The organism is Desulfobacula phenolica (assembly GCF_900105645.1).
GTDB classification, from domain to species: Bacteria; Desulfobacterota; Desulfobacteria; order Desulfobacterales; family Desulfobacteraceae; genus Desulfobacula; species Desulfobacula toluolica.
This window is the reverse complement of record NZ_FNLL01000012.1, coordinates 45,797-58,377: the sequence shown is the minus strand read 5'-3', so window position 1 is coordinate 58,377 and position 12,581 is coordinate 45,797. Positions and strand designations below refer to the sequence as shown.

At 39.1% G+C, this 12,581-nt stretch carries 9 protein-coding genes; 2 read left to right on the top strand and 7 right to left on the bottom strand.

Translation table 11 applies throughout. The annotated features are described in order from the left end of the window. Window positions 1–25: 25 nt before the first annotated feature. The 3 genes from BLT94_RS17785 to BLT94_RS17775 form a co-directional block, all read right to left on the bottom strand. Window positions 26–2,602: a PAS domain S-box protein gene (locus tag BLT94_RS17785; RefSeq protein ID WP_092237057.1), complete on the bottom strand. Its 2,577-nt coding sequence runs from the start codon at window positions 2,600–2,602 to the stop codon at window positions 26–28. Continuing rightward, window positions 2,599–3,339, bottom strand: coding sequence for a substrate-binding periplasmic protein (locus BLT94_RS17780; RefSeq protein ID WP_175530403.1), 741 nt, complete (start codon window positions 3,337–3,339; stop codon window positions 2,599–2,601). The genes BLT94_RS17785 and BLT94_RS17780 overlap by 4 nt, the downstream gene beginning before the upstream one ends. 70 nt (window positions 3,340–3,409) lie before the next feature. Continuing rightward, the gene (locus BLT94_RS17775; protein ID WP_245743173.1) at window positions 3,410–4,378 is read right to left on the bottom strand and encodes a sulfite exporter TauE/SafE family protein; all 969 of its coding nucleotides are present in this window, start codon (window positions 4,376–4,378) and stop codon (window positions 3,410–3,412) included. A gap of 375 nt (window positions 4,379–4,753) precedes the next feature. Between BLT94_RS17775 and BLT94_RS17770 the strand changes: the two genes are divergently transcribed. Together BLT94_RS17770 and BLT94_RS17765 are read left to right on the top strand one after the other, a co-directional pair. Beyond that, window positions 4,754–5,590, top strand: coding sequence for a M15 family metallopeptidase (locus BLT94_RS17770; RefSeq protein ID WP_092237048.1), 837 nt, complete (start codon window positions 4,754–4,756; stop codon window positions 5,588–5,590). A 31-nt stretch (window positions 5,591–5,621) separates the two neighbouring features. After that, window positions 5,622–6,983: a M14 family metallopeptidase gene (locus BLT94_RS17765; protein WP_217641248.1), complete on the top strand. Its 1,362-nt coding sequence runs from the start codon at window positions 5,622–5,624 to the stop codon at window positions 6,981–6,983. Window positions 6,984–7,041: 58 nt separating this feature from the next. Here the strand turns inward: BLT94_RS17765 and BLT94_RS17760 are convergent, their stop codons facing one another. The 4 genes from BLT94_RS17760 to BLT94_RS17745 form a co-directional block, all read right to left on the bottom strand. Next, a complete protein-coding gene (locus BLT94_RS17760) occupies window positions 7,042–7,938 on the bottom strand; it encodes a thiamine pyrophosphate-dependent enzyme (RefSeq protein ID WP_092237044.1) in 897 nt (298 codons plus the stop codon). Then, on the bottom strand, window positions 7,935–9,089 hold the full coding sequence (gene porA, locus BLT94_RS17755; protein ID WP_175530402.1) for a pyruvate ferredoxin oxidoreductase: 1,155 nt from the start codon (window positions 9,087–9,089) through the stop codon (window positions 7,935–7,937). The genes BLT94_RS17760 and porA overlap by 4 nt, the downstream gene beginning before the upstream one ends. Then, complete coding sequence (locus BLT94_RS17750; protein ID WP_139169062.1) at window positions 9,086–10,873, bottom strand: FAD-dependent oxidoreductase; 1,788 nt, start codon at window positions 10,871–10,873, stop codon at window positions 9,086–9,088. Before BLT94_RS17750 ends, porA begins: the two co-directional genes overlap by 4 nt. A 106-nt stretch (window positions 10,874–10,979) precedes the next feature. After that, the gene (locus BLT94_RS17745) at window positions 10,980–12,527 is read right to left on the bottom strand and encodes a class I adenylate-forming enzyme family protein (protein ID WP_092237036.1); all 1,548 of its coding nucleotides are present in this window, start codon (window positions 12,525–12,527) and stop codon (window positions 10,980–10,982) included. Between the last annotated feature and the right edge of the window lie 54 nt (window positions 12,528–12,581).

Here is a 12,581-nt window from a genome sequence, read left to right as displayed (position 1 = left end):
ACGGATATGTTAAAAAAAACAGTTGTCAGGAAGCATCCAGAACCTTTCGGATCAAACCGGCAATCTCTTTTTGTGTAACAGGTTTTAATACAAATTGCTTAATTCCCATTTCCATGGCCTGGGTTTTAGAAAGGATTGAGCTGTATCCGGTACACAAAATAACACGAATATCCGGTCTGATTTGCATCATTTGTTGTGCAAGGTTTGCACCCGTCATTACGGGCATGGTCTGATCAGTTATTATAAGATCAAACCGGTCTGGTTTATTTTTAAAGATTTTCAAAGCTTCAATACTGCTTTGCCTTGCCGTAACCTTGTATCCTAATCTTTTGAGCATATCTGCCGTCATATTAAGCAGTTCTTCTTCATCATCCACCAATAAGATTCTTTCAGATCCTTTTTGAACAGGTTCATTTGTATCTTCTGCTGTGATTTTACTTTTTGTTGCAGGAAAAAACACATGAAAAGCAGCGCCTTCACTTTTGTTGCTTTCAATTGTGATTGCCCCTCCATAGCTTTGGACAATACCATGAACAATTGCCAGGCCCATACCTGTCCCTTTACCAATTTCTTTTGTTGTAAAGTATGGATTAAATATTTTATCTTGAATCGCAGGATCAATTCCAGGCCCTGTATCTTTAATGATTAATTCAATAAATTGCCCTTGTAATAGCCCGGTTTCATTGCGGATAACGTCTTTAACATCAATTTTCCGGTTTTTCAGAGAGATAAAAATACAGCCGCCTGTCTGTTCCATGGCATGAAAAGCATTGGTAGACAGATTCATTACGATTTGATGAACCTGGGCCGGGCTTGCCATAATCAAATCACAGTTCGGATCAATATCCTCTTGAATGTCTATGGTGGTCGGGATGGAATGACGAATCATTTTAAATGCTTCTTTTACTATGACGGCAGGTTGAAAGGGGATACACTCCAAATCGGATTGACGACTGAACGCAAGAATTTGTTTTACCATATCTTTTGCCCTGTGTCCTGCTGTCAGAATATTTTCCGTATTTTTTTTGATTATTGATCCTTTGGGGGCATCATCCAGGATCATTTCGGCATATCCTAAAACCAGGCTGAGGATATTATTAAAATCATGTGCAATCCCTCCGGCCAAAGTCCCAATGGCTTCCATTTTCTGAGCCTGGCGAAGTTGAGTTTCAATTTTTTTAATTTCAGTGACATCATGGGCCATGCCTTCAATAGAAACGACTTTTCCATGAGTATCAAAAACAGGGGCTTCAGTCACCTGGAGCTGACGGATGGTGCCGTTGTTGTGGAAGAGTTCGATTTCATAGGGCAATTGTTTTAAGCCTTTAACCGCCATTTCAGACAACCGAATAGCTTCTTTGTTTATTGTATTATCCGTTAAATACCGGGTATAATGTGTTAAAAAATTTTCTTCACTATATCCCAGAACATCTTTGATGGATGGACTCAGGTATGTAAAATTACCCTGGGTATCCTGGCTGAAAAAAAAATGGGTTTTCTGCAAACCTTCCATTAACCTAATGAATCTTTCCTCGCTTTTTTTAAGGTCGGTTTTGGCCTTTTCCAGCTCCGTTAAATCAATCAACGCACCAATCAAACCAATGACTTTATTGTCTTCATCCCGAACAGGCGCTTTTATTGACTGGACAATAATTTTATTACCGCCCGGATAAATATATTGATCTTCAAAGGACTCAATCTTTTCTGACTTGATTATGCGTTTATCATCGGACAGATATTTTTTTGCCAGCTCTTTTGAAAAAAAATCAAAATCTGTTTTTCCGGCTATCTGATCCGGTTGAATGTTCAAATCCACGGCATAATTTATATTGCATGCAACATAAACAGATTCTATGTCTTTATGAAAGACCTTGATTGGTATATTTTCAATGAGTATCTTATATTTTTTTTCACTTTTAATTAAATCACCAAAATAATTTTTCAAATTGTCCTGCATCTGGTTTATTGATAGAACAAGTTCATCCAATTCATCGTTTTGGCCTGACTTGTCAGGTTTTCGGTTCAGTTGGAATTTTTCAAAGGATTTACCGATATCAAGATGCCTCATCCACCTGGAAAGAGAATAAAGGTGACGGGTAAGCAAATATTGAAATATCAACAATATGAATCCTGATACAAGAAATGTTTTGACCGCATTACTTATCAAAATGGTAATGGCTTTTTTGATCAGGCGTGCGTAAATATTATCAAGACTTACAACCGCATGCAGGGTTCCGATTTTTACATCTTCACCTTTGTACGAATACAACAAGGGGAACTCATAATTTAAATTATTTTTTGATGCTCTGTGTCCCACACCCCAGCCCGCACCCGTATCCGAAAGGATCTCAAGATGCTCCATATCCGGCAGTTGAAGGATGCCGTTGAGTTGTGTTTGAATCTGCTGGTCATCATACACCCAGACACTTGTGACAATGCTTTTCAGATAACTTTTCCTGATCATGGTTTCGTAGTTGTTGACCCTGTCTATTTCAACACGATAGTCCATGAAAATCTGCAAGCCTGTTGCAATAAGCGTAATCACTGAACTGAACAAGACAATTGATACTACAAGCTTATACCCCATCTTGCTCTTGATCAAAACAATACCTCCTGCAGTACTTTTTTTCTAATTAAATCAATCTGTCCGCTCTTCAGCATATCCCGAAGTGCTGATTCAAACCTGGGAACAAGACCTTTGTTTTTTTTGTGAATAAAATGAAATAATGGCGCTGAGTCAAGCGGGCGACCAATAGTATGAATTTTTGATTCTGGAAAATTTTTCTTTATTTCAATTTGTCCGGAATCAAGATCTGCTATTGCAACCTCAAGGCGGTCCAGGAAAAGCAGGGTCATAAGATGGGTCATATCTTTTGCCTGAATGCGGTCCAATCCCTTTGTGCCGATATCAGAATAGCGAATCCCGGCAATGATGCCGACACTCAACCCTTTCAAGTCATTCCAGGACTGAATGTTTGTCTTTATTTTTTTAGTAAAGACAACGCCTTTAAAGGTTGTGACCGGAGTTAAAATTTTAATCAAATTCGTAAATTTTTTTTCAGTTCCATCAATTCGAGCCAGGTCACCGTCTGTTTTTCCGGCATTGGCCCATTCCAAAGCCCGTCTGGCAGGCAACTCACAAAATATAACCTCAATACCTATTTTTTCATAAACGGCACGAACGGTTTTTCTTGCCATATTATGGATATGTTCGTTTTCAATGACAGATATTTTAACCGTTTTTATATCCCTGAAAAACTGCTGCCCGAAACAAGGTGGATTCAATAAAAATAAAAACAAACCCATGGGCAATAATACTTTTTTAAGATTCTTCATCATGATTTTTTCCATTTTGATACGGCAATGTTTTTCATTAAACAGCAAATCAAACCTGTTATTCGGATCAAATTCAACCTTGATCAGACTTGAATTTTCCTATTTCCGGATTGATTTTTTTATAACTTTGTTTAAATATTTTCACATGTATCACAAGCAAATAAAGAACAAGAATATAAGTAAAAATCAGTTTAAATGTCTGGTTCATTGGTATGGTTTGCTGGGTCCAGAAAGCCATAAAAAAATCCACGCTCAAAAGAAAAGCAAACAATATAAGAATATTTCTCGCACCGATTTTAACGGCAAAATAGGAGGCAAAAAACAATCCTGCGATTGTAACTCCCGGTACGGCCGAATACCACAAAGACAGGGGAACCTGGTTAAAAATAATATTGAGTACCGTGCCTGCAACAGATACGGCGGCCATAATGGAAATACTTGTGACAATGGCTATGGCGGGATTAATTTTAAAAATAAAAGTTAAAAGGAAATAAAACATTGTGTCAATGCCGAATCCGATCCAACCGGAAACAAGTCCGCCCACCAATGAGAAGGTAAACAAAACAATCATATTAAGAAGATTTAAATTAATGGTAAAATTAGGGTAAGTGCGTCTGAAAAGAATTGAAAAAAATATAACCTGGGTCACTATAAAACTGATGGTGTTAAATGTCAGACTCAACAATTCAGGATTTTTCATTGGAATGAAAACAATGCTGATTATGATACCAAGAACACCGCCTGACAGGCATAACGGCATAACATTGGCCATGAACAGTCTTTTATTGACAAGATACCATTTAAAGGTTCCAAGCCCCATGCCGTATGCCTGAATAATCAGGCTGAACTGAACGGCTGTTACAGGACTTATCTGTAAGCGGGTCAACACGGGAAAATAAACGATTCCCGCTGCAGCAGGTGTTGTGTTGGCTATGGTAGCTGCAATAACCCCAAGAAACGGCATATAATAAAATTGTCCTAAAAAATCTTCCCGGAAATGAGAAAACGATATCAGCCAGATACCGCAAACTACCGCGAACATTATATATAGCAGAAGTTTGTTTTTTTTCATCACATGTTTTTATTATTCTTTGAATTGTTCATATATTGCCTTTTGACATAAGGTATAATACTCAAAAAAAATGTTAAAAATTAGTCAATATGATAAACGTGAGAGGGTTATTATGCAAGGAAATTTGACAGGTACAATCTTTAATCTTTATAAATTCTTATGATGTGATAATTATTTACCCATGTATTACTAATCATGAGTCTTGATAACGACATCGGCCATTGTGATTTTGCAGCCCTATTGGATTTCACCTTGAAGCTTATGAGAAATTATATTACTTTATCCAAATGGCATATTTTATAATACAGAAGTATTAATCTTGGATTGCCGTTAAGATATGGACGAATGCATAGAAGAACATTTTTAAAACAGGCTGCTTTTTTTTTGACAATGACAGCCAGACCCATTGTGTTTGCAAGTACATCCGGGGCTGTTGAAGATCATTCCAATCAGTTTGATTCCCATATTAAAGATCAATTGTTAAAGAAACGGCTTTTTAACAAAGTCTATGATGAAGATATTTTTCTTGATAAAAAACTTTTCCCTGTTTTAGATGCTTCTCTGGCCCGCCTGATAAAGATGCAGAAAATAGTTGGTTATGCAAATTTCTGCCTTTTGAATTTTGACGATGCCATACGGATTGGAAAATCTTATTCAGCCATTGGCAGTTTTTCAAAAAAAGAACTGGAGTTTTTTGAAATGATTTTTTATTCCCGGGTAAATGAGTATGGATTTATGGGTGAAAAACCCATCAAAACCATTACTGAAAAAATCATTAAAAAGAAAGTCAAGAAAATCCCGGCAACTGGAAATTATCTTTACCGAGGTAAGCCCATTGAGCTTTACAACCAGATCAAAAAAAAAGTCGGTGATGACGTTATTCTGACATCAGGCGTCCGCAGCGTTATGAAACAGTTTTTGCTGTTTTTAAACAAGGCTTCGGCAAGCTGCGGAAACCTTTCCATGGCTTCCAGATCTCTTGCTCCACCTGGATATTCCTTTCATGGTATCGGGGATTTTGACGTGGGAAAAAAAGGATACGGCATCCATAATTTTACGGAACGGTTTATACAGACCAAGGTGTATAAAAAATTGATAAATCTTGGTTATTTAAAATTCAGATACGAACGCGATAACAACATTGGTGTAAGATTTGAACCCTGGCATATCAAAGTTGTATAAAATTAAAAGATATTGGTGCGTCCTGTTTTTTTTGAGCGTATTCGGCTGTTTGACAGGCAACAGCAGTTTTGCATCATCAATTCCTGACTTGGGGTTTTCCGTTCACAAACTGGAATCCGGGGTTGACGGCCATACCCTTTTGATTATCGGCGGCATCCAGGGAGACGAACCCGGAGGGTTTAATGCAGCCTCCCTTATTGTTACACATTATGATATTTTATCCGGTAATGTCTGGGTAGTACCCAATTTGAATTTTTTGAGTATTATCAAACGCTCCCGAGGGGTTTACGGCGATCTGAACAGAAAATTTGACAAGCTTCATCCCAAAGATCCCGAATATCATACCATTGAGAAAATAAAAAAGTTGATTATTGATCCCAAAGTGGATCTTGTTTTAAACCTTCACGATGGCTCGGGGTTTTATAGGAACACCTATCATGACATTCTTCACAATCAGAACCGGTGGGGCCAGTGCATCATCATTGACCAGGAACGTGTGAACTCCGGTACATTTTCAAATCTCACACTTATTGCAAAAAAAACAGTGGCCCATGTCAACAACCATCTGTTAAATCAAAATGAACACTTTAATTTAAACAATACAAAAACTCAAAAAGGCAATGAAGAAATGGCAAAAACCCTGACTTATTTTGCCATCAAAAACCACAAGTCCGCCTTTGGTGTGGAAGCCAGCAAATCTTTTCCCACAGCCAAACGGGCCTATTACCATCTATTGGCCATTGAATCGTTTTTTAACCAGGCCGGCATTAAATTTAAACGAAATTTTAAGTTGTCTGAACGCCATATTAAAACCGCCATTGATGACAATATTCAAGTGGCTTTGAACAACCGGAAAATTCTCTTGAAAATCGAAAATGTCAGAAACCGCTTAAACTATATTCCTTTGAAAAAAAACAGTGTTCTTGAGTTCCAGGTCAATAATCCGCTCATGACCATTGTGACTTCGGGGAATGAATACCGTGTATTTCACGGAAACCGTCAGCTCACGCATTTATATCCCCAATATTTTGATTATGATTTCAGCCTTGATGCCATTGATATGATTGTTGACGGAGTCCATAAAACCGTGCCCTTTGGAAATAGTGTGACCGTGAAGGATGAATTTATGGTCAAAAGTTTAAAAGGCCATAGGGTCAATGTTATCGGGTTTACAAAACCAGAGATTACCAATGAATCGGGTATGACGATTTTAAAAAGAAATATTCTTAAGCAATTTTCCATTGATAAAAAAGGGACTCTTTTCAGGGTGGAAGTCTATAAATCCCAAAAATTTTCCGGCATGGTCCTGGTTGATTTTGGGGAAAAACCAGTTTCTGACATGAATGTGGCTTATGAAGAAAAAATTCCTGAAATTTTAATGAACATTTTTTGAATGAATACAGATAAAATATAACGCTTGTAACTATTTTTAAACTTAAGTAACAAAATATTCAAAAATTTATTCGAAACGGCTCTATCATGGATCTTTGAAGCAGGATTTTCCACTCGTAATCCACCCTTTCCTGAATGATGTCCAAATCTTCTTCTTTCAGATGTCTGAACCGTCCTTGTTGTTGCAGATAATCTTCCACTAAAACTTCATCCGGTTCCATGGTGATCCTATATTCTTCACCGTTAAAAACTTCATAAAGGGGAAATGCTTTTGAGCAGGTGGCAAGCCGTGATATTTCAACGGCTTTTTCAGGCGGTATTTTCCACCCGGAAGGGCAGGCAGAAAGAACATGGATAAAACATGTGCCTTTTATGTCTGCGGCATTTTTGACTTTCCGGTACAGATCATCCGGGAACGCAATATTAGCAGTGGCGCAATAAGGTATTTTATGACCGGACATTATTCGGATCATATTTTTTTTATTTTTGGATTTTGGTTGAGACAAAGAAGATTTTGTTTCACAAACATTTTGACATGTGGCCAAAGATCTTTGAACAACAGTGTTCATACATGCCCCAGTATCATAGCAGATATAAATAATATCATCATTTCTTTCCGCAGCTCCGGAAAGGGACTGAAGGCCGTTATCAAAGGTTTCGCCATTTCCTGCAAAAACAAGAATTTTTGTATCATGCATGCCTTTTACGTCAAGAGCAGCCCTGATACCGGATGCAGCAGCACCGGATGTTGCAGCCGCTGTGTGCAGAACAGCAACATTCAAGGCGGAAGACGGAAAATTTCCGGGAATAACAGTCCAGCAGCAGGCTGGTATGACAAGAACCATATTGGGACCTATGGCCTCAAGTGCATGCTTCATGACAAGAGTGCCCCCGCATCCTTGGCAGGCCAGATGACCGGGCATCATTAATTCACCATGAACAAATCCTTGTTTCATTGTTTTAAACCTTTCCATACTGAACGGCTTGGAGGAGTATCACGGCTTATGGTTTCATTGATCATCTCCCTGATATCCTCCAATGCAATATTTTTTTCCTTAAGCCCTGCAATATAAGAATACACCAGAGGGGCATCTGGAACGGCTGACATGGCACTTTTTAATTCATCGGCAAAAATACCGCCTTTGCCCAGAGAATAATTTTTATCAATGACAATAACTTTTTTACAGCCTTGAAGTGCCGTCTGAACTGCAGTTACAGGAAAAGGCCGAAAAATTCTTATTTTCAAAACACCAATCTTTTGTCCTTTTTTTCTCATATGCTTTAAAATATGCCTTGCCGGGCAAGTCATAGCTCCGTGAACAACAAGAACAATCTGGGCATCTTTGCACTCAATGTTTTCCACAACTCCGCAGGATCGTCCCAAAATTTTTTTGAACGATTTTCCTGTCTCATCAATGATATCAAGAGCCTTGTCGTGCGCCGTCTGAAGTTGATAAAGCATGTCCATGTAATTATCCGGCAAGAGTTGCGAATAAAACGATTTAGGATTTTTGGGATCCAGAAAAAATTCAGGCTCATAGGATGGCAAAAAGGCATCTGCTTCATCCTGGTCCGGAATATCTACCGGCTCACAGATATGGCCTGAAAACAAGGCGTCATAACAGATCATAACCGGTAGATGCACTTTTTCTGCAATCCTGTAGGCCTGGATCACAGAATCCAGGACTTCCTGGTTATTCTCAACATACATCTGTATCCAACCGGTATCCCGCTGGATCAGGGCGTCTGCCTGGTCTGACCCTATATGCCCTCCCGATTCCAGGGCCTTGTTTACAGTGAGCATGACTATGGGTAGCTTTGCACCTGCAGCCCGGTAAAGCAGATCATGCATGTGTGACAGGCTGTTTAAAGAACAGGCAATAAAGGATCTGATCCCGGTTGTCTGGGAGGCAATCACAGCTGCCAGGGCTGAATGTTCAGACTCCAACTGCAAAAACCGGGCATCAAGGCTGCTGTCTTTGCACATGATTGATAATTCTTTCATAATATGAACCTGAGTGGGAATAGGATAGGCTGCAATCATTTTCACCCTGGAAAGCCGGATACCCCAGCAGGCTGAATTGTTTCCCGTGAGTACCCTTTTCATATCTCTTTCTCCATTGACATTGCAGATCGTGGACATTCATTGACGCAAATACCGCAACCCTTGCAATAATCAAGGTCAATATCATATCCTGATGCTTTTTCCCGTTTGATAACGGACATATCCGGACAAAATTTTACACAATTATCACATTCCATGCATACGCCGCAGTGAAAACATCTTTCTGTTTCAGCCAAAGCTGAACTCAATGACAAAGATTTACAGACTTCATCAAACCCTTTCAATCTTTCCTGAACATTGAGTTTTTCTTCTCCGGATCTTGCTTTCCGGTCAAAATAAGCTGTATTGATATCCTCAAACAAAACCACATTCTTTAAAATATTTTGGGGTTTTGCTACTGATTTTACGGCACAATATCTGATTGCCGATACCCTTTGAGTATTGCCGATACAAATTTGATCCTTAATCTCATTGATATCTTGTCCTGACAAACTTGCATCAATTGCACAGGCAGTTGATTTTCCCGAACCAATGGCTTCGGCTATATTGTATTCATCAATATTGTATTCATTTGAGGCCGCACACCCACCTGCAAAAACTTTTTCAAGAGATGTTCTTCCAAATTCATCAATTTTGATTTTTAATAAATCAGGATTTGATGAATCAGGATTTAATGATTGAGGCAGCAGGTCAAAATCAGCCGTCTTATCCATAGCGGTGATTACCATGTCTGTTTTAAAGGAAAATTCAGAGCCTGGAACAGGTTCAATACTTTTTCTACCGGTACTATCCGGATTACCAAGGGTTGTTTTTTCCAATTTCAGCTCTTTTACCTTTCCCCATTTTACAATAAGATCCACAGGATGAACCAGAAATTGAAATTCAACCCCTTCTTTTTGAGCATCCAAAATATCTTCTTCAAAAGCCGGCATCTTATCTCGGGTACCTTGATAGAAGAGCGTCACACTGCTGCCAAAGCGAAGAGCTGTTCTTGCACAAGCTATGGCGGCATTATCTCCCCCGATCACTGCGGTTATTCTGCCGGATTTTTTAAGCTCTTTTTTAACAGTTTTTCTCAAATAACTTAAAGACGAAAAAAAACCTTTGACGCCTTTTTTTACATCAAATATTTGTTTTTCCTTGTAACAGCCTGTGGCAATAAAAACAGCATCAAATTCATTGAGTTTATTCCACGAAATATCTTTGCCAATGGTTGTCTTACAGTCTATTTCAACCCCGAGACCCACGATATCTGCAATTTCAAGATCCAGAATATCCTTGGGAAGCCGGTATTCTGGTATGCCATATCTGAGGATGCCGCCGGGTTTATCATTTTTTTCAAATACTGTGACGGCATGTCCAAACCGTGCCAGATGATAAGCACATGAAAGACCGGCAGGCCCTGAACCGACAACAGCCACCCGCTTGCCGGACGAAGAAAAAAGTTTTTGAGGCTTAAAATCTTTCATGCCATGATCTGAAACAAATCGCTCAATAGCATGGATGGCAACGGAATGGTCATATTGACCTCTGTTACATGCGTTTTCGCAAGAGTGAAAACAAACCCTGCCGCAAACCCCTGAAAAGGGATTTTCTTCTTTGATTAATTTTAACGCGCCAAAAAAATCTTTTTTCTCTGCAAGCCGAATAAAACCTTCAATATCATTTCCAGCAGGGCAGGCATTATTACAGGGCGGTGTCAACCGGCGGTAAACCGGCCGCATATATCTTTTTACACCTGTCTTGTTCCAGAGCATTGTCCTTTGAGAAACAACCCTGTCAGGAACTTGGGAGGCCTCATAAAAAATTTGCTTACGCTTAGACATATGGCACACGGAACCGCATCTCTATCATAATAGGTTACGCTCCTGTAAAAGAAGTTTGCTGATTTTTCCTTATCATCTTTAATATGACTTAAAAAGTCAAAACTTTTTAATAAGAATAAAAAAACTGTTTCACTTTTTCCTTTAAAACCTTGCCCATGGTGTTTTTAGGAATATGGTCTGAAAACATAATTTTTTTGGGGCACTTTAAGTTGTGCAGCTGTTCTTTGCAGACAGCTTTTATTTTGGATTCGCTCAATTCAACCCCGGGGTATTTTTCAACCAGAGCCACCACTTTTTCACCCCATTTTTCATCGGGTATTCCCACAACAGCGGCTTCCTTAACCCCTTCCAACTGATTTATAACCGTTTCAACTTCTTTGGCGGAAACATTCTCACCGCCGGTTATAATCAAATGCTTTATCCGATCTGTCAGATAATAATATCCGTCCTTATCTTTTTTTCCCAGATCACCGGTCTTAAACCATCCGTCCTGAAACGTATCTGCTGTTTCAACCGGCTTTTCCCAGTATCCTTTTGTGATGGACAAACTTTTCAACCATATTTCACCTACTTCACCGGAAGTTACATCCTCACAGGTTTCAGGATTCACAATTCTCACAGTCACTCCAGGCAAGGGAAGACCAATGCTGCCCGGTTTCTTCCTGCCATTTAACGGATTTGAAAAATTCATCCCGGTTTCCGACATGCCTTCTCTTTCAACCGGATTTTTTCCACATATCCTTGTTATCCTATCAAACTCTTTTTCCAAAAGGGGTGCTGAACCTGAAGTCCATAATCGCATATGGGAAAAATCATTTTTTTTCTTTTCAACTTTTTTCCCCTCAACAAAATCCAATAACCTGGTATACATGGCAGGCACAGCCATAAATATACTGCATGTGTCTTCAGGATCTTTTGACGATAATCTTTGCTGGACCGTTTCCGGGGTAAAACTGTCCAGCATCATAACATGGGAACCGCTGAGCAAAGCTGTGAAAAGTGCAAAGCACAGCCCGTGTACATGAAACAGGGGAAGAGCATGGCAAACCACATCTTTTTGAGTGATATCCCAGATCGAAATAACATTTCCGGCATCACAAACCAGGTTGCCGTGGCTTAAGACAGCACCTTTCGGGTTTCCGGTTGTGCCTGACGTGTAAATAATCAAACCAGGATCACTTTGTGACAATTTTGGACGTAAAAAAGACTGGGGGCAGGATCTGAAAAATTCAAGGTCTTCATAGGGCAGATGGGTTGGAATTTGCAAAAAAATAGCACAAGGATAAATCTCTTCTATCAATTCTTTTTTATCCAAACCCGCAAGGACCATTGCAGCTTTTGAATCCTTGAGCAGGTAATTGAGTTCATTTTTTTTAAACCCGGAATTCAGGGGAACAACCACAGCGCCAATTTTTAACAAGGCAACACAGGCCACAACATTAATCACTGATTTTTCAAGCAGCAGAATAACCCGGTCTCCTTTTTTAAGACCTTTAGCGGATAAAAAATTTGAAAAATGATTAATATCATTATGCAATTGATCATAGGTCAATTGCGTTTCCATTTCTCCATTCCGAAAAAATGTAACAGCTTTGTTGCAGGCAAAAGCTTTAAAACTATTTTCAAACCATTGATTGATGGATTCCTTTGACATTGTTACCTCTCCATTGCAATTGTATATTTACCATAATAGTTTGATATTATAAGT

Bases quoted from the DNA above. Each gene is read 5' to 3' on its own strand.
- BLT94_RS17780 (WP_175530403.1), bottom strand. From the start codon at position 3,339: ATGATGAAGAATCTTAAAAAAGTATTATTGCCCATGGGTTTGTTTTTA.
- BLT94_RS17775 (WP_245743173.1), bottom strand. From the start codon at position 4,378: ATGTTCGCGGTAGTTTGCGGTATCTGGCTGATATCGTTTTCTCATTTC.
- BLT94_RS17770 (WP_092237048.1), top strand. From the start codon at position 4,754: ATGCATAGAAGAACATTTTTAAAACAGGCTGCTTTTTTTTTGACAATG.
- BLT94_RS17760 (WP_092237044.1), bottom strand. From the start codon at position 7,938: ATGAAACAAGGATTTGTTCATGGTGAATTAATGATGCCCGGTCATCTG.
- porA (WP_175530402.1), bottom strand. From the start codon at position 9,089: ATGAAAAGGGTACTCACGGGAAACAATTCAGCCTGCTGGGGTATCCGG.
- BLT94_RS17750 (WP_139169062.1), bottom strand. From the start codon at position 10,873: ATGTCTAAGCGTAAGCAAATTTTTTATGAGGCCTCCCAAGTTCCTGAC.
- BLT94_RS17745 (WP_092237036.1), bottom strand. From the start codon at position 12,527: ATGTCAAAGGAATCCATCAATCAATGGTTTGAAAATAGTTTTAAAGCT.